The organism is Pseudomonas sp. MF6751, assembly GCF_016613265.1.
Lineage (GTDB): Bacteria > Pseudomonadota > Gammaproteobacteria > Pseudomonadales > Pseudomonadaceae > Aquipseudomonas > Aquipseudomonas fluorescens_BV.
In genome coordinates, this window is record NZ_JAENSV010000037.1 from 1 (window position 1) to 25556 (window position 25556).

General features: G+C 59.9%; 20 protein-coding genes. 13 read left to right on the plus strand and 7 right to left on the minus strand.

Annotated features, from left to right (window positions below; all coding sequences use genetic code 11):
• Window positions 1-182: 182 nt before the first annotated feature.
• Window positions 183-968: a sulfite exporter TauE/SafE family protein gene (locus JJD66_RS22115; protein ID WP_054921460.1), complete on the minus strand. Its 786-nt coding sequence runs from the start codon at window positions 966-968 to the stop codon at window positions 183-185.
• A 194-nt stretch (window positions 969-1162) separates the two neighbouring features.
• Here JJD66_RS22115 and JJD66_RS22120 point away from each other — a divergent pair, with 194 nt between their 5' ends.
• The 3 genes from JJD66_RS22120 to JJD66_RS22130 all read left to right on the plus strand — a co-directional run bounded on the left by JJD66_RS22120 (window position 1163) and on the right by JJD66_RS22130 (window position 2972).
• Window positions 1163-1684 (plus strand): DUF3455 domain-containing protein, encoded by a 522-nt coding sequence (locus tag JJD66_RS22120; RefSeq protein WP_034127670.1) that lies wholly within the window; start codon window positions 1163-1165, stop codon window positions 1682-1684.
• A gap of 86 nt (window positions 1685-1770) precedes the next feature.
• The gene (locus JJD66_RS22125) at window positions 1771-2301 is read left to right on the plus strand and encodes a sigma-70 family RNA polymerase sigma factor (RefSeq protein ID WP_198716547.1); all 531 of its coding nucleotides are present in this window, start codon (window positions 1771-1773) and stop codon (window positions 2299-2301) included.
• Window positions 2298-2972 carry an anti-sigma factor gene (locus tag JJD66_RS22130; RefSeq protein WP_200649038.1) on the plus strand — a complete coding sequence of 225 codons (675 nt, stop codon included), beginning with the start codon at window positions 2298-2300 and terminating at the stop codon, window positions 2970-2972. Before JJD66_RS22125 ends, JJD66_RS22130 begins: the two co-directional genes overlap by 4 nt.
• Here JJD66_RS22130 and JJD66_RS22135 read toward each other — a convergent pair whose 3' ends face one another.
• The gene (locus JJD66_RS22135; RefSeq protein WP_200649039.1) at window positions 2973-4274 is read right to left on the minus strand and encodes an ATP-binding protein; all 1302 of its coding nucleotides are present in this window, start codon (window positions 4272-4274) and stop codon (window positions 2973-2975) included.
• Window positions 4275-4277: 3 nt separating this feature from the next.
• Window positions 4278-4979: a response regulator transcription factor gene (locus tag JJD66_RS22140; RefSeq protein WP_003190934.1), complete on the minus strand. Its 702-nt coding sequence runs from the start codon at window positions 4977-4979 to the stop codon at window positions 4278-4280.
• A 171-nt stretch (window positions 4980-5150) separates the two neighbouring features.
• On the opposite strand from JJD66_RS22140, the gene JJD66_RS22145 reads away from it, so the two are divergent.
• The 5 genes from JJD66_RS22145 (at window position 5151) to JJD66_RS22165 (ending at window position 11547) form a co-directional block, all read left to right on the plus strand.
• Window positions 5151-6293 (plus strand): efflux RND transporter periplasmic adaptor subunit, encoded by a 1143-nt coding sequence (locus JJD66_RS22145; protein WP_200649040.1) that lies wholly within the window; start codon window positions 5151-5153, stop codon window positions 6291-6293.
• Window positions 6294-6299: 6 nt separating this feature from the next.
• Window positions 6300-9398 carry an efflux RND transporter permease subunit gene (locus JJD66_RS22150; RefSeq protein ID WP_198716545.1) on the plus strand — a complete coding sequence of 1033 codons (3099 nt, stop codon included), beginning with the start codon at window positions 6300-6302 and terminating at the stop codon, window positions 9396-9398.
• Between the two features lie 106 nt (window positions 9399-9504).
• A complete protein-coding gene (locus JJD66_RS22155) occupies window positions 9505-10146 on the plus strand; it encodes a DUF1345 domain-containing protein (protein ID WP_054897468.1) in 642 nt (213 codons plus the stop codon).
• 113 nt (window positions 10147-10259) lie between these two features.
• Window positions 10260-11054, plus strand: a complete 795-nt coding sequence (locus JJD66_RS22160; RefSeq protein ID WP_105226702.1) for a hypothetical protein — start codon at window positions 10260-10262, stop codon at window positions 11052-11054.
• A gap of 70 nt (window positions 11055-11124) precedes the next feature.
• Window positions 11125-11547, plus strand: coding sequence for a hypothetical protein (locus JJD66_RS22165; protein ID WP_105226701.1), 423 nt, complete (start codon window positions 11125-11127; stop codon window positions 11545-11547).
• A gap of 83 nt (window positions 11548-11630) precedes the next feature.
• On the opposite strand, the gene JJD66_RS22170 is transcribed toward JJD66_RS22165, so the two are convergent.
• From JJD66_RS22170 to JJD66_RS22180, 3 genes are all read right to left on the minus strand, one after another.
• Window positions 11631-13901, minus strand: a complete 2271-nt coding sequence (locus JJD66_RS22170; RefSeq protein ID WP_200649041.1) for an autotransporter outer membrane beta-barrel domain-containing protein — start codon at window positions 13899-13901, stop codon at window positions 11631-11633.
• A gap of 211 nt (window positions 13902-14112) precedes the next feature.
• On the minus strand, window positions 14113-16101 hold the full coding sequence (locus JJD66_RS22175) for a hypothetical protein (protein ID WP_198716544.1): 1989 nt from the start codon (window positions 16099-16101) through the stop codon (window positions 14113-14115).
• A 169-nt stretch (window positions 16102-16270) separates the two neighbouring features.
• A complete protein-coding gene (locus JJD66_RS22180; protein ID WP_198719264.1) occupies window positions 16271-18217 on the minus strand; it encodes a hypothetical protein in 1947 nt (648 codons plus the stop codon).
• Window positions 18218-18449: 232 nt separating this feature from the next.
• On the opposite strand from JJD66_RS22180, the gene JJD66_RS22185 reads away from it, so the two are divergent.
• The 5 genes from JJD66_RS22185 (at window position 18450) to JJD66_RS22205 (ending at window position 23653) form a co-directional block, all read left to right on the plus strand.
• Window positions 18450-19529 (plus strand): LacI family DNA-binding transcriptional regulator, encoded by a 1080-nt coding sequence (locus JJD66_RS22185; RefSeq protein WP_325167112.1) that lies wholly within the window; start codon window positions 18450-18452, stop codon window positions 19527-19529.
• Window positions 19530-19624: 95 nt separating this feature from the next.
• Complete coding sequence (locus JJD66_RS22190; protein ID WP_105226697.1) at window positions 19625-20407, plus strand: sugar phosphate isomerase/epimerase family protein; 783 nt, start codon at window positions 19625-19627, stop codon at window positions 20405-20407.
• Window positions 20400-21341 (plus strand): sugar kinase, encoded by a 942-nt coding sequence (locus JJD66_RS22195; RefSeq protein ID WP_105226696.1) that lies wholly within the window; start codon window positions 20400-20402, stop codon window positions 21339-21341. Before JJD66_RS22190 ends, JJD66_RS22195 begins: the two co-directional genes overlap by 8 nt.
• Before the next feature lie 45 nt (window positions 21342-21386).
• Window positions 21387-22679 (plus strand): MFS transporter, encoded by a 1293-nt coding sequence (locus JJD66_RS22200; protein WP_034127684.1) that lies wholly within the window; start codon window positions 21387-21389, stop codon window positions 22677-22679.
• Window positions 22676-23653 carry a 2-hydroxyacid dehydrogenase gene (locus tag JJD66_RS22205; protein WP_200649042.1) on the plus strand — a complete coding sequence of 326 codons (978 nt, stop codon included), beginning with the start codon at window positions 22676-22678 and terminating at the stop codon, window positions 23651-23653. The genes JJD66_RS22200 and JJD66_RS22205 overlap by 4 nt, the downstream gene beginning before the upstream one ends.
• Before the next feature lie 163 nt (window positions 23654-23816).
• Here the strand turns inward: JJD66_RS22205 and JJD66_RS22210 are convergent, their stop codons facing one another.
• A complete protein-coding gene (locus tag JJD66_RS22210; RefSeq protein WP_200649043.1) occupies window positions 23817-25442 on the minus strand; it encodes a methyl-accepting chemotaxis protein in 1626 nt (541 codons plus the stop codon).
• Window positions 25443-25556: the final 114 nt, after the last annotated feature.

Below are 25556 nucleotides of genomic sequence, written 5' to 3' on the forward strand. Positions count from 1 at the left end.
GCTCCCACAGTTGGAGCGTGGGGTGTCAGGTTAGCAGGCGTCGGCTGTGAGGCCGCCTTCGCAGGCAAGCCAGCTCCCACAGTTGGAGCGTGGGGTGTCAGGTTAGCAGGCGTCGGCTGTGAGGCCGTCATCGCAGGCAAGCCAGCTCCCACAGTTGGAGCGTGGGGTGTCAGGCCATGTGCTCAGAACGCCAACTTATAACCCACCGCCATCAACATCACCGCCAGGCACGGCCGCAGTACCCCGTCGGGAATCCTGCCGGTCATATGGCTGCCAACGTAGATCCCCGGCAGCGACCCCATCAGCAAAAAGCCCAGCAGATGCCAGTCCATGTTACCCATGCTGGCATGGCCCAGGCCCGCCACTAATGTCAGGGGCACGGCATGGGCGATCTCGGTGCCAACCAGCCGCCGCGTGGCCAGGAACGGGTACAGGATAAACAGCGCCACCGTGCCAAGGGCGCCAGCGCCGATCGAGGTCAGGGCCACCATGGTGCCAAGGATCGCACCTGTCACAACAGTGAGCGCATTCAGATTGCGCGGGCGCAGATGGTAGGAATCGCCAGCATGACGCTGGGCAAAGGCCAACAGGCTTTTCTTGAACAGGATCGCCAGGGCCGTCAGCAGCAATACCACGCCAAGGGCCTGCTTGATCACCGCGTTCATCGCGCTGGGGTCGGTGTGCAGGCTGGCCAGGAACCATAGCGTCAGCAACACCGCCGGCACGCTGCCCAGGGTGAGCCAGCCGGTGATGGTCCAGTCGATGTTCTTGTTCTTGCTGTGCACCAGCACACCACCAGACTTGGTGATCGCGGCGTACAGCAGGTCGGTGCCCACCGCAGTGGCTGGGTTGATGCCAAACCACAGCAGGATCGGGGTCATCAGCGAACCGCCGCCCACTCCCGTCATGCCCACGATAAAACCCACGATCAGGCCGGCAACCACGAAACCAATATTACCTACATCCATTCCAGCTACCCGAGGCCTTATAAATTTCTGGCCGCAGGATAGCGATTTTTCTTATAACCACTTATACCGATGCGATCTGAGTTTATGCTTTTTTGGAAATCTTCACTTTTTTTCGCAAAGCCCTGCATCCAATGGGCGGGCCTGGGCCGTAGTCATCAACGTAACCCTGCTGTTCTACCCAATGGAGAAACACCATGAACGCTAAAACACTGCTGTGCCTGTCCAGCTTGCTCCTCGCCGCACCGTCGGCGTTTGCCCAGGCGGGCCTGCCGGACAGCATCAAGGTGCCAGATGGCCACAAGGTGGCGATGCAAACCACCGGGGTCGGCGAAATCACCTATGAATGCCGCGACAAGGCCAACGCTGCCGGCCAGACCGAGTGGACCTTCGTCGGCCCCAAAGCCGTGTTGAACGACCGTAATGGCCAGCAGGTCGGCACCTACTTCGGCCCACCTGCCACGTGGCAGGCCAAGGACGGCTCGACCATCACCGGCACGCAATTGGCCGTGGCGCCGTCTAGCCCCGGTAACCTGCCCTATCAACTGGTCAAGGCCAACCCGGCCGAGGGCAAAGGTGCAATGAGTGGCGTGGCGTATATCCAGCGGGTGGCCCTCAAAGGCGGGGTCGCTCCCGCTACGCCGTGCACCACCGCGAACAAAGGCGCCAAGGAAGTGGTGAAATACCAGGCGGACTACATCTTCTGGGCCGCCAACTGAGCAAACTCAGCTACGCTGGCCTTGTAGGCGCGAGCAACCTCGCGCCTACAAGGCGTAGACGTCTCCTCAGTGGCAGGAATTCTGGTTTGGCTGAACTCATCTTTGATTATGAAGTGTGCCTGTTAGCCTGCGCCCGCGGCGATCATCGCGCCCTGCACCAGCTCTATGAGCAGGACAGCAGCCGCTTGCTCGGTGTGGCGCTGCGCATTACCCGCAACAAGGCACTGGCCGAGGACATCGTGCATGACGCCTTTATCAAGATCTGGCACGGCGCACGCAGTTTCGACCCCCTGCGAGGCTCCGCACGGGGATGGGTGTTCAGCGTGACTCGCCACCTGGCCCTGGACGTTGTACGCAGCACCGCGCGTGACGTGCCGCTGGACGATCAGTACGAGCCGCTGGCAGAGCCTGCCCAGACCGTTGAGTTTGCTGCACGCTCCGGGCAGATCCACCAGTGCCTGGAGCGGCTCGACCCGACACGCCGTACCTGCATCCTGCACGCCTATGTGGACGGTTACTCCCACAGCGAAATTGCGCAAAAACTCAGTACCCCGCTGGGTACCGTCAAAGCCTGGATCAAACGCAGCCTCGCCGCCTTGCGGGAGTGCATGGCATGAACGACAGCCTGGATGAACTGGCCAGTGAATACGTGCTGGGGACCCTGCCCGCCGAACAGCGCGCTGAGGTGCAACAACGCCTGGCCCATGATGCGGCACTGCGTGCAGCGGTGGATGCCTGGGAGCAGCGTCTGTTGCCTCTGGTGGCGCTGGCACAACCGGTGCCGCCTTCGGCACAGCTGTGGCGGCGCATTGAACGCCGCATCAAAGCCCCCGAAACGAGCGTGGCGTGGTGGAACCTGCTGGCGTTCTGGCGCGGGCTTTCTGCCGCGGGCCTGATGGCAAGCGTGGTGCTGGCGGTTTTATTACTGACGCGCCCGCCCATCACCACACCCAGCTTCGTGGTGGTGCTGATGGCGCCGCAAAGCCAGGCACCGGGCTGGGTGGTGCAGGCCAGTGATAATCAGCAGATCCAATTGATTCCACTGGGGGTGATGGAGATTCCTGCCGACAAAGCCCTGGAGTTCTGGACCAAGGCCGATGGCTGGCAGGGGCCCGTATCCCTGGGGCTGGTAAAGCCGGGGCAGACCTTGTCGGTGCCGCTGGACAAGCTGCCGCCGCTGGCACCGAACCAGTTGTTTGAACTGACGCTGGAAGGGCCCAATGGCTCGCCCACCGGCAAACCCACCGGGCCGATTCACGGGATCGGCCGCGCAGTCAAAGTGCTCTGATCACGAGAGGTTAGGTAGCCACACACGAAACCGCGCCCCGCCCAAGGGAGACGCCAAAGCCGTCAAAGTGCCGCCCTGGGCCTCCAGGGCGCGCCGGCTGATCGCCAGGCCCAGGCCAAAGCCACCGGTTGCGCGGTCGCGGCTACGGTCCAGGCGGTAGAACGGCTCGAAGATGCGCTCGCGCTGGTCCGCCGGTATGCCGATGCCATCGTCGTCCACCCAGATTTCACAGCCTTTGGGGCATACCCGCACGCCCACCTGGATGCGCTTGTCGCAGTAGCGCGTCGCATTGCGCAGCAGGTTCTGCAAGGCCCTGGCAGTCAGGCGCGGGTCGAGGCTGAAGCGCTCCACGGCACAATCGAGGACCACATCGATGACGATATCGGGGTTTTCCAACTCATCGTCGACGCTGCCCAACACGCTGTCGATAAACTCGTCGAGCGCCACCTCTACTCGCTCGGGCAGTTGCGCCGGGTTTTGCAGGCGGCTGTAAGACAGCAATTCCAGCACCAGCTCGTCCAGCTCCCGAATATGCGCCACCAGGCTTTGCAGGCGCTCGCGGCTGGCCGGGGGCAAGTCTTCGGAAAGCGCCAGGGCCAGCCCGAAATCCAGACGGGTGAGCGGTGTGCGCAGTTCATGGGAGACCGCATTGAGCAAATCGCGCTGCTGGTTCAAGAGGCGCTCGATATCGTCGGCCATGGTGTCGAATACCGCCGCCAGGCCGCCGATGCTGGAGCTGGGTGCGAGCCCCGTACGCGCCTCCAGATGGCCCTTGCCCAATAACGCGGCGGTACTTTTCAAACGCTCCAGGTCACGCCAGTGCGGACGCAGCCACACCAGCAGGCACGCCAGCAAGGCGGCGCCGACCAGCACGTTCATCGACCAGTACAGCAGGTTCATGTCCAACGGGTCTGGCGGTACGGTCAGCTTGACCGCGAACTGCTGGTTGATCGGCGAACTGATTTCTTCCATCCAGCCCCACTCGCCCAGGCGGATCACTGGCTTGCCTTGCTCCAGTAACTGTTCTTCCTCAGGGGTATAGCGGGCGTCTTGACGCAGTAACAGTTGCACCCTCAACGGTGCAAAATCGCGGCTCAACTGGTCGGTGACCTGGGACCAACGCTCTACCGGTGCGCGCTGGTACTGCTTGACCATCAGCTTTTGCAGGCCACGGGACTGTTCGATGTTGTAGTCCATGTAGCGGTGTTCGAACAGCTGGATCACCAGCTTGGGAATCAGGTAAATCGCCGCACTGTAGGTGACGATGGTGATCAGGTAGAGGCGCAGCAGTACGCGAAACATGGTTCAGCATTCCCACTCGGAACGGCTGAACAGATACCCCTTGCCCCACACCGTCTTGATCTTGCGCGCCTCGCCCGCATGATCGTCGAACTTGCGCCGCAGCTTGGAGATGGCCACGTCCACCGAACGGTCGGTGCCGTTGAACTCGATACCGCGCAGGCGTTGCAGGATCTGATCGCGGCTGAGCACTTCGCCGGCATGCCGGGCCAGCACCACCAGCAGGTTGTATTCACCACTGGACAGCTCGACCGCCTGTTCGCGCCAGGTCACGGTGCGTTCGGACAGATCAATGCAGAGGTTGCCCATGACGATCTGGTCGCTGGCCACCTGGGGTTCGGACAGGCTGCTGCGACGCAGCAATGTGCGCACCCGAGCCAGCAATACGCGCGGCTCGCAGGGTTTGGTCACGTAGTCGTCGGCGCCCATCTCAAGGCCCAGAACCTGATCGTGGCTGTCATCGCGGGCGGTCAGCATCAGGATCGGCAGCCCCGCCGAATCGGCGCGCAGCAAACGGCACACCTGCAGGCCGTCGAGGCCCGGCAGCATCAGGTCGAGGATCACCAGGTCCGGCGGGTTCAGGCGTGCGCGCTCACGGACATGGTCGCCGCGGCTGAGCACGCTGACGTGGTAGCCATTGCGTTCCAGGTAGCTGGCAATCAGCTCGGAGAGTGCGGCGTCGTCTTCCACCAGTAGGATGTTGGGCATGGTGTTTCCAAATAATGCTGTTTGTTGGTGTGTTGCAGGATTGTGCAAGGATATACGCCCCCGACGCCCTGCGCGCCGTACCTTACACTTCTTCACAGACCCGCTACACAGCTTCACAGCACCACGGCGCAGGTGACCTTAGGATGCGCCAGTCAATATTGGGATAAGAGCATGTCGAAAAATCTGTTTGCGCCGTTTTGCCTGTTGGCCCTCACACTGGCGCTGAGCGCGTGTGGTCAGTCGGCAGACGAGGCGCCACAAATGCCCCTGACCAAAGTACGGATCGAAACCCTGCAGGCCAAGCCACTCTCAATTACCAGCGAACTGAGCGGGCGCATCGCCGCACCGCGTATCGCCGAAGTACGCGCCCGGGTCGCCGGGGTGGTCATGCAGCGGGTGTTCAACGAAGGCCACGACGTCAAGCAAGGCGACGTGTTGTTCCGTATTGACCCGGCGCCGTTCAAGGCCGACCTGGACAGTGCCCAGGCCAACCTGAGCAAGGCCGAGGCCAATGCGTTCCAGGCACGCCTGCAAGAGCAGCGCTACAGCCAACTGGTCGAAGGCAACGCCATCAGCGGCCAGGAGTACGACAACGCCCGCGCCGCCCTGCGCCAGACCAACGCCGAAGTGGCCGCCAACAAGGCCGCCGTCGAGCGTGCCAAGCTGAACCTGGGCTATGCCACAGTAACCGCACCGATTTCCGGGCGCATCGGCCGCGCCCTGGTGACCGAAGGCGCGCTGGTCGGCCAGAACGAAGCCACGCCGCTGGCGATTATCCAGCAACTGGACCCGATCCACGCCGACCTCACCCAGTCCACCCGTGAGCTGAACGACCTGCGCCGCGCCTTTCGTGCCGGCAGCTTGAAGCAGGTCGGCCAGGACCAGGCCAAGGCCACCTTGATCCAGGACGACGGCAGTCTGTACCCGTTGCCGGGTAAATTGCTCTTCGCTGACATCAGCGTCGACCCGGGCACCGGGCAGATCATCCTGCGTAGCGAGTTCCCCAACCCGGACCTCGACCTGTTACCCGGCAGCTTTGTTCGGGTGCGCGTGGAACAGGCCGTGGACAAACAAGGTATCAGCGTGCCGCAACGCGCCATCACCCGCGACAGCGCTGGTATCCCGATGGTGTTGTTGCTGGATGCCGAGCAGACCGTCAGCCAGCAACCGGTGGAGTTGGGTGCGGTGATCGACAACCGCTGGATCGTCACCAGCGGCCTCAAGCCCGGCGACCGCATCATCGTCGAGGGCGTGCAACACGCACGCCCCGGTGAAAAAGTTGAAGTGGACGACAGCCCGCTCGTAAAGGAATAACCCGTCATGCCGCAGTTCTTTATTGACCGCCCGATCTTCGCCTGGGTGGTGGCCCTGTTTATCCTGCTGGCGGGCTTCCTGGCGATCCCGCAATTGCCGGTGGCGCAGTACCCCAACGTCGCGCCACCCAAGGTGGAAATCTACGCGGTGTACCCCGGTGCCTCGGCCCAGACCCTGGATGAGAGCGTGGTCAGCCTGATCGAGCAAGAGCTCAACGGCGCCGATCACCTGCTGTATTTCGAATCCCAGAGCAGCCTGGGTTCGGCGACGATCACCGCCACGTTCCAGCCGGGCACCGACCCGGAAATGGCCCAGGTGGATGTGCAGAACCGCCTCAAGGTCGTCGAGCCGCGCCTGCCCCAGGCCGTGACTCAGCAAGGCTTGCAGGTGGAAAAAGTCTCCGCCGGTTTCCTGCTGTTGGTCACATTGACGTCCAACGACGGCAAGCTTGACGACGTGGCGCTCAGTGATTACCTGGCGCGCAACGTGATGAACGAGCTCAAGCGCCTGGACGGGGTCGGCAAGGCCCAGTTGTATGGCGCCGAACGCGCCATGCGTATCTGGATCGACCCGCAGAAGCTGATCGGTTTCAACCTCACGCCGGCCGACGTCAACGCCGCGATCAGTGCCCAGAACGCCCAGGTTTCAGCGGGCAGCATCGGTGACTTGCCGGGCACCCACACCCAGGAGATCACCGCGGCGGTGCTGGTCAAGGGGCAACTGTCCACCCCGGCGGAGTTTGCCGACATCGTGCTCAAGGCTAACCCCGATGGCTCCACCGTGCGCATCGGCGATGTGGCACGGGTGGAAGTCGGTAGCCAGGAATACCAGTTCTCCACCCGCCTGAACGGCAAGCCGTCTACCGCCGTCAGCGTGCAACTGTCGCCCGGCGCTAATGCATTGAGCACCGCAACGCTGGTGCGGGCGAAAATGGACGAGTTGTCGCGCTACTTCCCTGCCAATGTGGAATACAAGATTCCCTACGACACTTCGCCCTTTGTCAAAGTCTCGATCACCAAGGTGGTCTACACCTTGCTGGAGGCGATGGCGCTGGTGTTCGCGGTGATGTTCCTGTTCCTGCAGAACGTGCGCTATACCTTGATTCCCACGCTGGTGGTGCCGATCGCGCTGATGGGCACCTTCGCCACCATGTTGCTGCTGGGCTTCTCGATCAACGTGCTGACCATGTTCGGCATGGTATTGGCTATCGGCATCCTGGTGGACGATGCCATCGTGGTGGTGGAAAACGTCGAGCGCATCATGGCCACCGAAGGCCTGTCGCCCAAAGAGGCGACGAAGAAAGCCATGGGCCAGATCACCGGGGCCATCATCGGTATCACCCTGGTGCTGGTGGCAGTGTTCCTGCCGATGGCCTTCATGCCGGGTTCGGTGGGCGTGATCTACCAGCAGTTCTCACTGTCGATGGCCACCTCGATCCTGTTCTCCGCTTTCCTGGCCCTGACCTTGACCCCGGCACTGTGCGCCACGCTGCTCAAGCCGATTGCCAAGGGCGAGCACCATGCCAAGGGTGGTTTCTTCGGCTGGTTCAACCAGCGCTTTGACCAACTCACCAACCGTTACGAAGGTTGGGTGGCCTATGCCCTCAAGCGCAGCGGCCGCTACCTGCTGATCTATCTGGTATTACTGGTGGGCATGGGCCTGTTGTTCAGCCGCCTGCCCTCCTCGTTCCTGCCGGTGGAAGACCAGGGCTACACCATCACTGATATCCAGTTGCCGCCGGGCGCCAGCAAGAACCGTACGGTGCAAGTGGCCGAACAGATCGAGGCGCATAACGCAGGCGAGCCTGGGGTGGGTGATACCACCATGATCATGGGCTTCAGCTTCTCCGGTTCCGGGCAAAACGCCGCGCTGGCGTTTACCACGCTCAAGGATTGGTCAGAGCGTGGCAGTGATGACTCCGCTTCCTCGATTGCCGATCGCGCCAACATGGCCTTCAGCGAACTCAAGGACGCGATTGCCTATGCAGTCCTGCCGCCACCGGTAGACGGCCTGGGCACTTCCAGTGGTTTCGAGTTCCGTTTGCAGGACCGCGGTGGCGTCGGCCACGCCGGGTTGATGGCCGCACGTACCGAATTGCTGGACGCTGCAGCGAAAAGCCCGATCCTGGCCAACGTGCGTGAAAGCGCCTTGGCTGAAGCACCACAAGTGCAGCTGGAAGTGGACCGCAAGCAGGCCAACGCCCTGGGTGTGTCGTTTGCCGACGTAGGCAACGTGCTGTCGTCGGCGATAGGCTCGGCGTATATCAACGACTTCCCCAACCAGGGCCGTATGCAGCGCGTGGTGGTGCAAGCCGAAGGCGACCAGCGCAGCCAGGTGGCCGACCTGATGAAAATCCACGTGCGCAACAACGCCGGGAAGATGGTGCCGCTGTCAGCCTTCGTCGAAGCCAAGTGGACCCAGGGCCCCACGCAGTTGACCCGTTACAACGGCTACCCGGCCATCGCCATCAGCGGCGAAGCGGCGCCGGGGCACAGCACCGGCGAGGCCATGAACGAAATCCAGCGCTTGGTCAGCCAACTACCCGCCGGGCTGGGCCAGGAATGGACGGGCTTGTCGTTGCAGGAGCGCTTGTCCGGTTCCCAGGCACCGCTGCTGTTGGGCCTGTCGCTGCTGATCGTGTTCCTGTGTCTGGCCGCGCTGTATGAAAGCTGGTCGATTCCCACCTCAGTGTTGCTGGTGGTGCCGCTGGGGGTACTGGGTGCGGTGTTGGCCGTGTCGCTACGCGGGATGCCCAACGACGTGTTCTTCAAGGTCGGCTTGATCACCATCATTGGCCTGTCGGCGAAGAACGCGATCCTGATTATCGAGTTCGCCAAGGACCTGTATGACCAGGGCGAAGACTTGATCGACGCCACCTTGAAGGCTGCGCGGTTGCGACTGCGGCCGATCATCATGACGTCCCTGGCATTCATCCTCGGCGTGGTGCCATTGGCGATTGCTACGGGGGCCAGCTCGGCCAGCCAGCAGGCGATTGGCACCGGTGTGATTGGCGGAATGATCACGGCGACATTGGCGGTGGTGTTTGTGCCGGTATTCTTCGTGGTGGTGATGAAGCTGGTGCGCAAGCGCCATAAACCAAACTGATCAGTGGGAGCTGGCTTGCCTGCTCCCATAGGGTTATTGATTGCATTCATGATCAGGTACACCCGAATAAGCTATGGTGCTCACAAATAGTTATCTGTGAGCCACCATGCCCTTCCTCGCCCGCACCCACCCTCGCCTCTCATCCGCCGCCGTACTGGGCCTTGCGGTCGGCCTCCTGGTGCCGGCCGACACCCTTGCCAGCAAGATCCTGATCGGCTGGAACGCCGGGGTCTGGACCTACCTGATACTGATGCTCTGGTTGACCATTCGCGCCAAGGCCGAAGACGTCAAGCGCATCGCCGAAGTCGAAGACGAGAACGCCGGCCTGGTGCTGTTCATGGTGTGCATCGCCGCCATCGCCAGCCTGGCCACCATCACCTTCGAACTGGTGGGCAGCAAGGACCTGGCCACTTCCGAGCGTCTGCTGCATTACGCTTTTACCGGGCTGACAGTGATCGGCTCCTGGCTGCTGATCGGGGTGATTTTCAGCGTGCACTACGCCAGGCTCTATTACACCTGGCAAGGCAAGGAGCCGGCGCTGCGCTTTGCCGAGGGCTTGCTCACCCCCAATTATTGGGACTTCCTGTATTTCTCCTTCACCATCGGCGTGGCCGTGCAGACATCGGACGTGGGTGTCGCCACCCGTAGCTTGCGTAAAGTGGTGCTGGGGCAATCGTTGATCGGGTTTCTGTTCAATACCGCGATCCTGGGGTTCTCGATCAATATTGCGGCCGGGTTGTTTGGTTGAGCCTACCGATAAGATCCGACGAATGGAGGTCAATACCTGTTAGTTCTGACAGTTGCCAAGCGCCTAGTTGTAGCGCGCAATAGGCACACTCAGAAGGCTAGCGGAGCAAGAACATGGGTGGGCAAGGCACATTGATCAACAATCTGTTGGGCAACGGCAGCTTTAGCAAATATGGCGCCGAATGGACCACCCAAGACACCGTGGACTACTCGCGCCAATATTGCCGGGTACTCAACGGGCAGGCCTCTCAAGCCATCAATGCCACGGCGGAAACCACCTACCTGTTGAAATTCTGGAGCCAGGTCTTGTACCAGGGCAAGGGAGAGCTTCTGATCCAGCCCGATATTCCCGGTGCCGACGTGCGAATCGCACTCAACGACTTTCATCTGTGGAGAAAACAAGAGATCCGCATCACCACCCCGCCTGCAACAACCCTCATGACCGTGGCAATCACGGGGATAGCTGGCGAAGTGTGTGTCGACGAACTGAACCTGACTCAGGATACGAGCACTCCACCTCGGCCCGAGCTGGTACTCAATGGAGATTTTTCTGCAAACAGCGACCATTGGGATACGTCAGGCTCACCGATCGGTTCAGGCAGGCACTTTGACGGGGATACGTTTCAGGCAACTTTACAAGGCCAGGCCGGCCAGACCATCGCCGTGACCGGGGGAATCACTTACGAATTTTCGTTTCGTTCCCGAAGTGAATTCGGCGGGCACGGTTTTGCCCGATTCCAGGTGACCCCTACGGGGACATTCCCGGAAATCCGTGTAGGCGCGGCTGCCTGGACAACCTACACGGCAGACCTGGCAATGCCGCCCGCCACTACGGCCGTCACGATCGTCCTGATCGGTATAGATGGCGCAGTTTTTTTTGATGATGTTTCGTTGAAACGCAAAGCCTGATCCTTCCAGTACACCCAAGCGCCTCCTACCTTGACGCGGAGTCGCGAAACTACGCAGAGGAGATGCACCTATGTCAGTCGTTCAGTTGATTCGCAAACAAAAACCAAGGATTGCCAACCGGTATTTCAAAGGCGAAATTGATGGGGCAGACTTCACTGCCAAGGTGTTTGACATCAAAAAGAACGAAGACCGATGGACCCTAACCGCCAGCAAGGTAGACGACGATTTAGTCAAACATCAAATCCAACTCGTGTTTCCTGCCTCTTTTGAAAAACGCATCTACAAGTTGGAGGAGCATCTGGACGACATCAGACTGACGTATTCGACGAACAGTTTGTTGGACCCCATCCTGAGATATGGTGCCAGCGGCCTCATTGATTTGACCACTGTAGATCCCGCGAACACCCATGTTGCTGGCGCATTGCAACACATCCTCACCCGTGACGACGGCAACCCGGTGTCCACCATCACGGCCTTGTTCGACCTGAGTTGAAACTCAGGCACTCATGACCCAGCGTTTGCTATAAACCCAAAAAAGGAAGCCGAAGCTTCCTTTTTTGGGGTTCCCACTACTACTTACCAGCTGTAACGCAGACCTACGTTTGCCCCCCATGGCTGGTCAACGTGCTTGCCTTTGCTGTGTTCGAAATCAGCGTGCAACTGCAAGTTCTGCGATACCGCGACCGACACACCCGCGCCGAACTCGGCACGCGAACCCGACAAGTCGTTATTGAACACATGTCCGTTGACCGACGCCTTGTTGTTCTTGGCAAACTCATGGGCCACGGCCGTGCGCAGGTAGGGCTGGACGATGCTGCCATCGTTCATGATGAAATCGCGCCCCACCGTCACGCCGAGTTTGCCCAGCACCGAATGGGTGTTTTCACCTTTGGCCTGCAGCCCGTTGTCCAAGCCGTATTTCTTACCTTTGACCACCACTGTCGACGCCTGTGCAAACGGTTCGACAAAGAACTCATTGTCCAGTTTTATATTACGGCCCACCTCCGCCGATGCTCCCAGACCATTGGTTCCGTACTTGCCCTTGGCCTGAACACCATCGCTCATGGCAACCTTGGCATCGTTTTCGAAGCGGTTGGCTTTGACGACGCCGTCAAAGTAGTAACCGCTGTCGGCGTTCATCCACGTCGCATACAGGCCAGCGTAGTAGCTTTTTACGGCGCCTGAAGTACCCCGGGCCAAATCCAGGTCCGAGTCACTGTGCCCTGCCATTACACCGATTAACCATTGGCTGTCTTCACTGAGCGGCGTATCCACACCCAGGGAGAACCCACGCTGAGTCTGTTTGACACCCACGCCATTGGCATCCGCTACCGAATATTTGTTGCCATAACTGCGGATCCAGCCACCGGCCATTGCGTCGTTGTGACGCAGCTCGCCCATGCGACTGCGCAACGAGCTCATCTCGCCGTACCATACGGTCGGCGCAGTGTTGAACAGCGCCAGTACCGAGCGCGTGCCCGGGCTGATGGTGCGGGCATTGGGGTCAAGGAACCAGTCATTCCCCTCCTGTTTGAGCCCGTAAGACCAGGCACCGACATCCACAGCCCCTCCCACCAGGGAGAACTGCGCGTCGCCGCCGCCGGTGTGCACGATCTGTACGTCGCCTGGCGACACGGGTTCGAGCCCCGTGCTGGCCACCAACAGGCTATGTTGGCCAGTGGCGTCCCCCGCGATATTCAGAAAGTCGTTCAAGCCTGCGGCGAAATCGGCCCCCATCACAAAAGTACCGTTGCCGCTGAGCGTGTCCAGGTTCAACTGGTAGAACTCATTGGTTTCACCAAACTTGACGGTACCACCGGCGAGGTCCAGGTCGCCCACCAGGCTATTGCCAGTCAAATTCCACAACGAGCCATCGCCTATGCTCAAGCTGCTGACGTTCATCAGGGCGCCCGTCAGCGATGCATGGTTCTGCAAATTCAAGTTGGCGGTGCTGCCGGCCTCGACGATCACATTGCCGGTCAAGTGGCTGTTATTGACACGCATATTGGCCGTGGCCGTGCCGGTGACTTCGAGCAAGTTGCCGTTGCCACCAATCAGTTGCGAACCGTTGTTTACCTCTATATTGGCCGTCGGCACCCGCCCAGGTGCACCAGCGACCAGGATCGCAGCGCCTGTCTTGCCTTCGACCGTCGAGCGATCCAGCACCAGCGAGCCATCCTGGGTAGTGCTTGATCCACGGTTAAAGCGAACGCCATTGAGTTCACCAACCAGCATGCTGTTGTTCTGGGCAAAAGCCGAACCCCCTTGCAAAAGAACACCGGTACTGTTGGCGACAGTCCCTTGCACCAGTGAGTTATCCAGAAACAGCTCGCTGTGTTGGGAAGCAGTCACACCCGATTGCGCACCTTTTATGGTGCTGTTGCTGACATCGGCACGCGAGCCACCCGGTGTCGAGACGTAGCGGTTGAGCAGCAGGCCGGTCGATCGGGTGCTTTCCAGGTGGCTATCGGAGATCGTCGCAGTGCCATTGGTCAGCTCCATTGCCGCAACGCCTGCCCTCTCGGTTTTAACGGTTGCGTTGTTGATGGCCACCTTGGACCCTTCTTGGGCAACAATGCGTTCAATATTGCTACCGCTGTTCACGGTCAACTGAGCACCGAGTCCGAGGATTGAGCCGGCAGTGGCACCATTGACCGTCAGGCTGGAGCCGGCTTGCAGCGCCCAGTTTGTTACCGGTTCGCCAGCTTCAATCACTTTGGACTCGCCAGGCGCCACAACCTGCTGGCTTGCCTGGGCCTGTACCGCAACCCCCAGCAGCAGGCCCAGCGACGACACTTTGACGGCCGCACTTAACGGTGAGAGTTTAAAAAGATACTTGATGGACATGCTGTAACACTCGCTCTGACTAAATATGCCTAAACCCAATGGCATGGCTCGTTCCGATGGAGTGGAGCCAGACCTGTAGAGGCCGCGAGGTTATAGATCCAAGAGGAAGTGGTAAGTAGGATATATCCGAAGATTGCGGAGTAATTGAGTAGCGTATTGGTATTAACAAAACACCAAGGCGCCGGGCGCCTTGGTGCTTGCAGCTCTGCTGCTATGGCGTATAAGGATCGCCATCGCAGAAGTTGTTGGACGTCAACATTCGGACGGGAATGACTGCGGGTACTGATTTGGCCGGCGTCCCTGCGACATCCAGAGAGTACTGGAACCAAATCGAGTTATAGCTCGGCGTAACCCCCGGGACCTTAAGGTGCGGATCGAAAGGTTCAAGCTCGAAGATAAACCCATTGTCCGCCATGTTTTTATCCAATGTGAGTGACCGAGTGCCTCGAGTAGACCCTATCGGAGCATCCCCATTAAGGCCCGTCGAGGCCACGAACTCAAATGTAACTTCTACACCATCAGCGAAAAACTCAGCGCTGGGTGGAATCCAGACTTCAATGTGTTTTTCCCCCTCAGGCGTGCCTGTGCCTTGAGGCCGCAAGGATGAACACGTAATCCTGCCACGGGGGTCAACGGCCCAGGCAAGCGTGTTGCGAAACACTGCGGGATCGAGCGAGTGGATAATCGCATCGTCCACTTCAACGGACGTGCTTGGCGAAAAGTTGCTATTGGCCGCGCCAGGACGACTGACACCGTAGAAAACGGGAATGTCATCGCCATTGCCCGCGGCGGCGATCGCGTCCTTGTCTACCTCAATCATAAAGGAATCACCAGCCCCCTCGCCCGGCGCAACCGTACGCGAACCTGCCGGGTTCAGCTTGCTTCCCCAATACAGCGTAATGACCATTCCGTCTGTCGGCTGAGGGTCGGCAGCCCACAGATTAAAATTCGCCTCGATGGGGCTGGCATGATCAATGTCGGCGGAATTCAGGTAGTTTGGCGTGGGAGTAGACGCGGGGCCCACGATAGTGACAGCGTCCAGGTCTGGACTCGGGTCTCCCGGCGTAGGTGCGCCCGGCCCTTCAACACTCAGATCAACGTCAACCAATACCTCAGCATCAGGCTTATTGACTGTCCCTGTCCTGACGATTTCATAAGTGATCGGCGTCGACACCGCGCCTGTCTGAGTAGCATATTCATCCAGAATCAGTTGACTTGAGGCCGTGAACTCAAAGGGAAATACGCCATTGAGTGGCAACAACCCGGAGGATTGCGCCCCCCAAATCAACCTGTATTGATCACCAGACTCCCATGCATAGCTGGGTATCGCCAACCTTACACCCGCTTTCCAAACCTCGATATCCACCAACTCATTCTCTGGAGGCACTACGAGGTCAATAGGATCCAACACCAGGTTGGCACTGCGTTTAAGCCTGCGGCCCGTAGTGATCCTGGAAATTTCACTGAGATTCCCAGCAGCATCTATCAATCGGTAATAGCCAAAATAATTACCATCTTCAAAATCTTCAAACGCCGAAATGGGCAGGTTGAACTCCACACCGCCACTTTCCATGGGGACGCTGCCCAAGGACGGAGCATCATCGGGTGGCTGCAGAGAAGTGAACCAGACCTGCGCAACGCCATCGCCGTCTTCAAAACCCGCGTAGCTGGAAATCTCGAAGTCAAAACCTCCCGGATTAAGGTCCAGAGTAGCTTGGGTAATGTCGACCCCCAGAGGAAGCGCGGTGGGGAAAACAATCCTTGCGGGGGCCTCAGTACGACCCGATGACTTGTAAGGCCCGTATAGATCAATCCTGACGCGCTCTGCAACGGAGAAGTCCTTATAGTCAGTGTCCGAAGCGGGCTTTACCTTAAACCTGACTTCAAACTCCCCATGCCCCAGAATATTATAATCAATGGTCAACCGGACGAGCGGCTGAGTAGGGTCAGTTTCGAGAATCATCGGCTCCAGTGGTGTCCATACAGCAACCCCAACTGGGCTGTATTCAATCTGTATCTCGTCGCCAATCTCCGGAAAGCCCCCCAGGGGACAATCAACCCGCAAACCAGCATGTTCGTCCAGGTAAGGCCGCCAGATCAAACCACTTACGCCGTTGAGCGCCTGAGAAAATATCGGCGCGTCTAATTTGGGATCATCCCAACCAAGTGTCGTTATTTTTTTTGCACTGTTAATTGCCATCTTAGTTCTCCTTGCGTGTAATAAAGCGCTCAAGAAGTTCCCGGACTGATAACCACACCAGCCTCACATAAAATCACCGGCAAGCCACCTACAACCAAGTTCAGATTGAGCACACTGTAAAACAATCAACAAAGGCACAGAAAAAGTTCAGCCAACTGCTGGAGATTTTCTAATCCGGCCCATTGCCGTTCGGCCCGCAGAATACGGGATCCGAGGTTGAATACCGGCGATCGATTTTTACGTAGCGAATAGACGAACTGCCAATCCGTGTTCCGTTGCGCCATACCGTGAACTCGGCATACGCACCCGCCTCGTTCTTCATGGGCTGAACATAAGGAATATAAGGCACCACAAAAACGTGATAGCCCTGACTCTCGTCAACATCCAACCAATCTTCTTTGAACACTTCAGAGGTTTCAGCGATCGGGCGGTCACCCGCAAACCCCCAAGTGCCTTGCCATTTCAATCGGAGCTCATCGCCGACTGCAATAGCTGCATGTTTATTCACATGCACATGAACCCCCTCCCAGATAGGAGGATCGGTCTGGCAATTCAACCACCCCGTTGTGCTGGCATGCGCAAACTCAGGGCGAGGAAACCTGACCGGCGGCACTATATTAATATTCACGAACTGGTTTGGCGCCAATTGTTCATTCACGCCATTACTCGTGCGATAACTAACCGGAAAAGCTGGATTATTAGGTGTTTCGGCAACTATCTCCCAAGGCACCCCGGTAAATGTCACTAATTGCCCTGGTTTATCGTCGGACTTAACAGTGTAGGAGGCAACTGGGTCTTCTCGGTCGCCCCAGTACAAGTCCAACCACTTACCGACAGCAGGTCCCTCCGGCAAGGCCACTGTCGCCGTGACACACTGGTCCGAATCACTGAAGTCCAAGTGGTTAGCGGTATCGGAAACAGCGCCTCGAATTTCAACTTTAGCCAAGTGCCGATTGTATTCAGCCGGTGCTTGGTCATGGTCCACCCCAAATACCCGGAAGTCAGCGTCGACACGTCGTACCGGCGATGGAACAGCCGTCGCAACACCGGCACGGTAAATAAAGTACCGAACCGGAACCTGGGTCTGTAGGTAGCCATTCTGGATCAATACAGACCAGCTCACCGGGACCACTTTTGGAAAACCGTCAACCGGCTCCCTGGCCAGAAGGATTCCATTCCAACTGACGGCCACCTCGTCGGTCGGATTCCAGTCGAAATAGGCACCAAATCTCACGTTTACGCCACTGCGGGCATCCGCGCGATCAATCAGGCCGTCATAGTCATAGGCAAGCACCTCGGGCGGTTGCAGTCCACTGGGGAGCGCTTGCAGGTTGATATAGACCGGTGTTGCCCCCGAGTAATTGGACTGCTGGTTTCCTGCCCGATCGCGAAGACCGTAGCGCAAAAAACGCGGCCCATTTGGCAGTTGGCGAAACAGCCCGGAAGGCACAGGGACTATCAGCGCCTCAGTGGTGCTGACAAAGGTATGCGTATAGGCCGCCAGAAAAGGGTTTGACTCCTCAGTCTCCAACAAAAAAATCAACCCGTCGTCAAACGCCTGGCGATCCAGATAGGTCGGAATTCGCAGCTCAACGAACTCATGCTCACTGATATAGGCCTCAGTGATGCCGTTATTGGCGACCTCCGGATCGATGAACATAGGCGGCATCAGAGGAGCCATCCCACCCGGCGGCATCCAATCCAGGGTGAACGTAGTGACATGCGGGCTGTGCTCTATACCGCCCGGCCCGTCAACGTAATAACTGAGGTCATAAGAGCCGCTGATCTTCAGCCAATTACCGCCTATGGACAGTTCTACCGGGAAATCATCCTCGGTAACGGGGCCTAACAAGGGAATCGGCGGCAAGGGGTAGGCGGGTTCCGGCGTATGAGGTTTGATTGAGAAATGGACATTGTCCGTTTCGCCGTATTGTGCCGGAAACCGCCAGATTTGCTGGAGTTCAATTTTAATCGGGTGGTACAGGAACTCAGTAGGGATCAGGCCGTTGGGATCATCGGAAAACGCATCCACCACGACGGCAGCCTTGAGTTCGGACATCTGCCCTGCGCCTGTAGCGCTGACAGATGTGTTGGCTGTTTTTTTTGATCCCATCATTAGGCGCTCCTTGATTTCCACGTGGCTGAATCAATCCGCTTCGCTGGCTCAAATTAGGCGCTTGTTTCATCGCGGTGGATACTGTCAGAACTAACAGGTAGATCGCTCCACTCGTCGGACAGCCCCCGAGCGCGCCGAAGAGCAACGCTTGACGCATTGATTGAGTTGGTGTTTCCTGAAACCGGTTTCAAAGCAGCCATAACCAACTTCAGAATAAGAAAGGCCCGCGACCGTGACTCCTTTTTCCGCCGCCCAGCGCACCCGTGTCACCATGCTCGACGTCGCCCAACGCGCCGGCGTTTCCAAAGCCAGCGTGTCGCGTTTTATCGGCGATGACCGCGCCCTGCTCTCCGACGCGATCGCGCTGCGCATCGAGCAAGCCATCGAACAGCTTGGCTACCGCCCCAACCAGATGGCCCGTGGTTTGAAACGTGGCCGCACGCGCCTGATCGGCATGCTGGTGGCCGATATCCGCAACCCCTATTCCATCGCCGTGATGCACGGCGTCGAAACCGCCTGCCGTCAGCACGGCTACAGCCTGGTGGTGTGCAACACCGACCGTGATGACGAGCAAGAGCGCCAACACCTGGCGGCGCTGCGCTCGTACAACATCGAAGGCTTGATCGTGAACACCCTGGGCCATCACCTCGACCAACTGCTGGAACTGCAGCGGGAAATGCCCCTTGTGCTGGTGGACCGCAAGGTCGCGCCGCTGCACAGCGACCTGGTGGGCCTGGATAACCCGGCGGCGGTGCGCATGGCGGTGGAACACCTGGAGCTGCAGGGTTACCGCGACGTGCTGCTCGTAAGCGAGACCACCGACGGCACCAGCTCACGCCTGGAACGCCTGGAGAGTTTCAACCACGAAATTGCCAAGCGCCCGGCGTTGACAGGCGCCGTGGTTGAACTGGATGGCAATCTGGAAAAGCGTCTGCAAGCCTTTCTCGCGAAACCCGGCCCCAAGGCAGTGTTTTGCGCCAACGGCGTGGCCGCACTGGCCTGCACCCGGGTGCTCAAGGCGCTGGGCTGCGACCTGTTCGGCGAGGTGGGCTTGATCGCCCTGGATGATCTGGACTGGTACCCGTTGGTGGGCAACGGCATCACCGCCCTCGCCCAACCGACGCAAGCGATTGGCGCCAGCGCCTTCGACTGTTTGCTCAAGCGCCTGCGCGGCGATACCGCCCCCACCCGCGCCCTGGATTTTTTACCCGAGCTGATTATCCGCGGCTCGACGCCCCCTTATGACCCTGGCTTTACTGTGGCGAGGGAGCTTGCTCCCACTGCGGTGCGAAGCGCCGCCAAGAGCCGGTGACTGCTGCGCAGTCAAACGGGAGCAAGCTCCCTCGCCACAAGCAGTCAGTGTTTTCTTATTGATAAAAATGAAACCGGTTTCAGAGGTAAACAACAATGCATAAATACCCCGTCTCCATCAGCCTTTCCAGCTACGGCGCCGACCTGGTTCGCCAGCAGGGCCAATTGAGTTTTGTCGCGCTGCTCTGCGCTGCCGGTGCCCAGCGCATTGAATGGCGTGAGGAGCTGCTGACCGACGAACACCCCGCCACCCTGGCCCAGGCCGCTGCCGCGCAAGGCCTGGACAGCGTGTTTTCCTCGCCCCTGGAACTCTGGGTCGCCGGCCGTGCCCAGCCCAATGCCGACCTGGCCGCTACCCTGGACCGTGCCCAGGCCTTTGGCTCGGGCTGGCTGAAGGTGTCCCTCGGTTACTTCACCGACACAAACGACATGGAAAGCCTGCACGCCCTGCTCAATCGCCACCCGGTCAAGCTACTGGTGGAAAACGACCAGACCCTGCACGGCGGGCGCATTGAACCGATGCAACGGTTTTTTACCGAAGTCGAACGCCGGGGCCTGCCGGTGAAAATGACCTTCGATATCGGTAACTGGCAGTGGCAAGACCAGTCCGCGCTCACTGCTGCGCGGTTGCTGGGCCGGCATGTGGACTACCTGCACTGCAAGGCTGTGGCCCGTCGCGCCGATAGCAAGCTCGTCGCCTTGCCACCGGGCGCCACCGACCTGCATCTGTGGGAACAACTGCTTAAACACATGACTCAAGGTATTACGCGCGCGGTGGAATTTCCGTTGCAGGGCGATGACCTGATCGAGGTCACCGCACAACAGGTCGCGACCCTGGCCCGCCTTGGCCAACCCCATGTGGAGAACGCCCATGTCTGAGATCGATATCCTCTCGTTTGGCGAAACCATGGCGATGTTTGTCGCCGAACAGACCGGCGACCTGGCGCAGGTCGGGCAGTTTCACAAACGCATTGCCGGCGCCGACAGCAACGTCGCCATCGGCCTGTCGCGCCTGGGGTTCAACGTGGCCTGGCTGAGCCGCGTGGGTAACGACTCCCTCGGGCGTTTTGTGGTCGATACCCTTAGCAAAGAGGGGCTCGATTGCAGCCATGTGGCCGTCGACCCACTGCACCCCACCGGCTTTCAACTCAAGTCTCGGGAAGAGGCCGGCGCCGACCCTCAAGTGGAGTATTTTCGCAAAGGCTCGGCGGCCAGCCACCTGTCCATCGATGCCATCCACCCGACGCTGCTGCAAGCTCGCCATCTGCACGCCACCGGCATTCCGCCAGCGCTGTCCGATGCCACTCGCGCACTGTCGTTCGAGCTGATGACCCAAATGCGCAAGGCCGGGCGCAGTGTGTCGTTCGACCCGAACCTGCGCCCGTCCCTGTGGGCCAGCCAGGCGCAGATGATCCGCGAAATCAATGCGCTGGCCGCTTTGGCCGACTGGGTCCTGCCGGGCCTGGGCGAAGGTCGCCTGCTGACCGGTTTTGACGACCCGCAAGACATCGCCGCGTTCTATCTCGACAAGGGCGCCGAAGCCGTGGCGATCAAGCTCGGCGCCGAGGGCGCCTATTACCGCACCCATATGGACCAGGGTTTTGTCGCCGCCGTACCGGTGGTCAAGGTCGTGGATACCGTGGGCGCCGGCGATGGCTTTGCCGTGGGCATGATCAGCGCCCTGCTGGAAAACTTGAGCTTCCCCGAGGCCGTACAGCGCGGTAACTGGATCGGCAGCCGCGCCGTGCAGAGCCGTGGCGATATGGAGGGTTTGCCGACCCGCGCTGAATTACCCACCCGATCCGTTGCGTGACCCATTACCTGTTGCCACAACTACAACAAGCTCAGGAGCAACCCCATGGAAACCGTGAAACTCGCCACCCGTCGCTGGTGGTACATCATGCCTATCGTGTTTATCACCTACAGCCTGGCCTACCTCGACCGCGCCAACTACGGCTTCGCCGCCGCGTCCGGCATGGCCGAAGACCTGATGATCACGCCAGGCATGTCTTCGCTGCTCGGTGCGCTGTTTTTCCTTGGCTACTTTTTCTTCCAGGTGCCGGGGGCGATCTACGCGCAAAAGCGCAGCGTCAAGAAACTGATCTTCGTCAGCCTGATCCTCTGGGGCGGCTTGGCGACGCTGACTGGCGTGGTGTCCAACGCCTACATGCTGATCGTCATCCGCTTCATGCTCGGGGTGGTCGAGGCCGCCGTGATGCCGGCCATGCTGGTGTACCTGTGCCACTGGTTCACCCGTGCCGAACGCTCACGGGCCAACACTTTCCTGATCCTCGGCAACCCGGTCACCATGCTGTGGATGTCGGTGGTGTCGGGCTACCTGGTGCAGCATTTCAGCTGGCGCTGGATGTTCATCATCGAGGGCCTGCCGGCGGTGTTGTGGGCGTTTATCTGGTGGAAGCTGGCCGATGAGCGCCCCAAGGATGCCAAGTGGCTGAGCGACGCCGAAAAGCACAGCCTGGAAACCGCCCTCGCCGCCGAGCAGGTGGGGATCAAGGCCGTGAAAAACTACGCCGAGGCATTCCGTTCGCCCAAGGTGATCATTCTCGCGTTGCAGTTTTTCTGCTGGAGCATTGGCGTGTACGGCTTCGTGCTGTGGTTGCCATCGATCCTCAAGGCCGGTTTGCAGATGGACATGGTCGAAGCCGGCTGGCTCTCGGCCCTGCCCTACCTGGCGGCGGTGATTGGCATGCTCGTGGTGTCCTGGGGTTCGGACAAGCTGCAGAAACGTAAGCGTTTTGTCTGGCCGCCGCTATTGATTGCGTCGATTGCCTTCTACGCGTCCTACGTGCTGGGCGCCGAACACTTCTGGTGGTCCTACACCCTGCTGGTGATCGCCGGGGCCTGCATGTATGCACCCTACGGCCCGTTTTTCGCCATCGTCCCGGAAATCCTCCCAGCCAACGTCGCCGGTGGCGCCATGGCGCTGATCAATAGCATGGGCGCCCTGGGCTCGTTCGGTGGCTCGTACCTGGTGGGCTACCTCAACAGCAGCACCGGCTCGCCCGGCGCTTCGTACCTGCTGATGAGCGGCGCGCTGCTGCTTTCCGTGGTGCTGACGATTTTCCTCAAGCCCGGCGCCAGTGACCGCTCGCCGACGCCAACCCTGGAATTGAAGGTAAAAACCTCATGAAAAAGTCTGTCGTGCTGTACAAAAAACTGTCCGCGCCGCTCATGACACGCCTGCACGAGCAGGTCGACGTCACGCTGATTGACGCTCTGGATGAAACCGGCCTGGCCAAGCTGCGCGATGCCCTCCCCACCGCCCAAGGCCTGCTGGGTGCAAGCCTGCGCCTGGATGCCCAGTTGCTCGATCTGGCACCCAAGCTGGAAGCAGTGGCCAGCGTCTCGGTGGGCGTCGACAACTACGATATCGATTACCTGACCCAACGCGGCATCCTGCTCAGCAACACCCCGGACGTACTCACCGAAACCACCGCCGACACCGGCTTTGCGCTGATCCTGGCCACCGCCCGGCGCGTGGTCGAACTGGCCGACATGGTGCGCGCCGGCCAATGGAACAAAAACATCGGCCCGGCGCATTTTGGCAGCGATGTACATGGCAAGACCCTCGGCATCATCGGCATGGGCCGCATCGGCGAAGCCCTGGCCCAGCGCGGGCATTTTGGCTTCGGCATGCCGGTGATCTACCACAGCCACTCGCCCAAGCCGGCGGTTGAAGCACGCTTTGGCGCGCAGTACCGCAGCTTGCAGGACTTGCTCAAAGAGGCTGATTTTGTCTGCCTGACCCTGCCGTTGACCGCTGAGACCGAGAAGTTGATTGGCGCCGAGGAATTCGCGCTGATGGGGCCGGAGACGATTTTTATCAATATCTCCCGAGGCAAGGTGGTGGACGAGGCGGCGCTGGTGCAGGCGTTGCAGCAACGCACTATCCGCGCGGCGGGGTTGGATGTGTTTGAGAAGGAGCCGCTGGATCACGCGTCGCCGTTGTTGCGGTTGAACAATGTGGTAGCCACGCCGCATATCGGCTCGGCCACCCATGAGACGCGGGAGGCGATGGCCAAGTGTGCGGTGGAGAATCTTTTGGCGGCATTGGCTGGCGAAAAGCCGGTAAACCTGGTGAATCCAGGGGCATGGCGACACTGACACAACACAAGAGCAAAGGTAGGAGCTGGCTTGCCTGCGATAGCCATAGGTATCTACACAACTTTGGTGTGACGCTGGACCTGTGGCGAGGGAGCTTGCTCCCGTGACGGACTGACAGCCGACGCTTCTCTACCTGACACCCCACAGGGTGTTGTGGCAGCAGTTAGACGACGAACCTGGCCACCATCCCATTCAAATCCACCGCCAGCCTCGACAGTTCATGGCTGGCCGCGCTGGTCTGGTTGGCGCCCGCCGCCGACTGGGTGGCCAGGTCGCGGATGTTGACCAGGTTACGGTCCACCTCGCGGGAGACCTGGGCCTGTTCTTCCGACGCGCTGGCAATCACCAGGTTGCGTTCGTTGATCAGGCTGATGGACGCAGTGATCTGCTCCAATGAGGCGCCGGCTGCGCGTGCCATTTCCAGGGTGCTCTGGCTGCGCTGGTTGCTCTGTTGCATGGACTGCACGGCCTCCCCGGTTCCGTTCTGGATGCCGGCGACCATCTTCTCGATTTCCTGGGTCGACTGCGCGGTGCGATGGGCCAGGGCGCGCACTTCATCGGCGACCACCGCAAAGCCACGTCCGGCCTCGCCGGCACGGGCGGCTTCAATCGCTGCGTTGAGCGCCAGCAGGTTGGTTTGCTCGGCAATCGCGCGGATCACATCCAGCACCTTGCCGATATCCCGGCCCTGTGCGGCCAGGCCTTCAATCATCGCGGAGGTATTCTGTACCTCCTGGGTCATGGTCTGGATCGCACCGACGGTTTCCATCACCCGATCACGGCCTTCCCGCGCCGCCTGGTTGGACTGCCCGGACGCCTCAGAGGTGGAAACCGCGTTACGCGCCACCTCCTCCACTGCCGCCGTCATCTCATTGACGGCCGTGGCGGCCTGGTCGATTTCATTATTCTGCTGTTGCAGGCCACGGGACGCTTCCTCGGTGACCGCGCTCAACTCTTCCGCCGCCGACGCGAGCTGCGTGGCCGAACCCGCGATGTGCTGGATAGTCTGGCGCAGGCTGGCTTGCATGGTCGACAGCGCACTGAGCAACCGTGCCGGTTCGTCCTTGCCATCGTCCTCGATGGTTTTGCTCAGGTTGCCGGCGGCGATGGTCTCGGCCACTTCCACGGCCTTGCGCAGCGGGGTCACGATGCTGCGGGTCAGCAACCAGGCCAGCAGCACGGTGAGCAATGCCGCCACCACGGAGACCGCCACCACACCGGTGATCGCTCCTTCGTAGCTTTGCCCGGCATCCTCGTCGGCCTGCTTGGCGTCGGCCGCATTGATGGCGATCAGCTTGTTCAGTTGCTCGCCCATCTGGTCAGTGCCGTCCTTGATACGGCTGTTGATCAGGGCGCGCATCTCATCGACCTTGCCTTGCTTGGACAATGCCACCATCTCGGCCTGGGCTTTGAGGTAGTTCTCCAGGGTGACGCCAAAGGCCTTGTACAGCGCAGCCTCCTCCGGGCCGGCAGGCAGCGTGGCGTATTTGGTCTGGGCGGTCTTGACCTTGTCAGCCAACACGCCGATGCGGGTCTCGGCTTCCTGCAGGGCGGCAGGTTCGCGGTTGACCAGCACGCGAAACGACAGGATGCGCATGCGCAGCACGTTTTCGGTGATGGTACCCAGGTGAGTCATGCTGGGCAGCTGGTTCGCGCTCATGTCCTGGGAGGATTGGCGCATCTGCGTCATGCGGTTGACTGCAAACACGCCCAACAGCACCACTAGAACCGCAATGAAGGCAAAACCGATAAACGCGCGAGGGGCAATATTCAGGTGACGGAGGGACATAGGGCTGCTCTCAGAAGTAGTGTTTGCGAGCGTCCTTGCCGCGAAACGATCCGTCAGCGTCAACGCGCTGCCCAGACCTTGGTCACCACTGTTGTCGTTGTAGTGTGGGCCTAT

Coding starts and splice junctions, on each gene's coding strand:
- JJD66_RS22115 (WP_054921460.1), bottom strand. CDS start 968: ATGGATGTAGGTAATATTGGTTTCGTGGTTGCCGGCCTGATCGTGGGT.
- JJD66_RS22120 (WP_034127670.1), top strand. CDS start 1,163: ATGAACGCTAAAACACTGCTGTGCCTGTCCAGCTTGCTCCTCGCCGCA.
- JJD66_RS22130 (WP_200649038.1), top strand. CDS start 2,298: ATGAACGACAGCCTGGATGAACTGGCCAGTGAATACGTGCTGGGGACC.
- JJD66_RS22135 (WP_200649039.1), bottom strand. CDS start 4,274: ATGTTTCGCGTACTGCTGCGCCTCTACCTGATCACCATCGTCACCTAC.
- JJD66_RS22140 (WP_003190934.1), bottom strand. CDS start 4,979: ATGCCCAACATCCTACTGGTGGAAGACGACGCCGCACTCTCCGAGCTG.
- JJD66_RS22145 (WP_200649040.1), top strand. CDS start 5,151: ATGTCGAAAAATCTGTTTGCGCCGTTTTGCCTGTTGGCCCTCACACTG.
- JJD66_RS22150 (WP_198716545.1), top strand. CDS start 6,300: ATGCCGCAGTTCTTTATTGACCGCCCGATCTTCGCCTGGGTGGTGGCC.
- JJD66_RS22155 (WP_054897468.1), top strand. CDS start 9,505: ATGCCCTTCCTCGCCCGCACCCACCCTCGCCTCTCATCCGCCGCCGTA.
- JJD66_RS22160 (WP_105226702.1), top strand. CDS start 10,260: ATGGGTGGGCAAGGCACATTGATCAACAATCTGTTGGGCAACGGCAGC.
- JJD66_RS22165 (WP_105226701.1), top strand. CDS start 11,125: ATGTCAGTCGTTCAGTTGATTCGCAAACAAAAACCAAGGATTGCCAAC.
- JJD66_RS22170 (WP_200649041.1), bottom strand. CDS start 13,901: ATGTCCATCAAGTATCTTTTTAAACTCTCACCGTTAAGTGCGGCCGTC.
- JJD66_RS22175 (WP_198716544.1), bottom strand. CDS start 16,101: ATGGCAATTAACAGTGCAAAAAAAATAACGACACTTGGTTGGGATGAT.
- JJD66_RS22180 (WP_198719264.1), bottom strand. CDS start 18,217: ATGATGGGATCAAAAAAAACAGCCAACACATCTGTCAGCGCTACAGGC.
- JJD66_RS22190 (WP_105226697.1), top strand. CDS start 19,625: ATGCATAAATACCCCGTCTCCATCAGCCTTTCCAGCTACGGCGCCGAC.
- JJD66_RS22195 (WP_105226696.1), top strand. CDS start 20,400: ATGTCTGAGATCGATATCCTCTCGTTTGGCGAAACCATGGCGATGTTT.
- JJD66_RS22200 (WP_034127684.1), top strand. CDS start 21,387: ATGGAAACCGTGAAACTCGCCACCCGTCGCTGGTGGTACATCATGCCT.
- JJD66_RS22205 (WP_200649042.1), top strand. CDS start 22,676: ATGAAAAAGTCTGTCGTGCTGTACAAAAAACTGTCCGCGCCGCTCATG.
- JJD66_RS22210 (WP_200649043.1), bottom strand. CDS start 25,442: ATGTCCCTCCGTCACCTGAATATTGCCCCTCGCGCGTTTATCGGTTTT.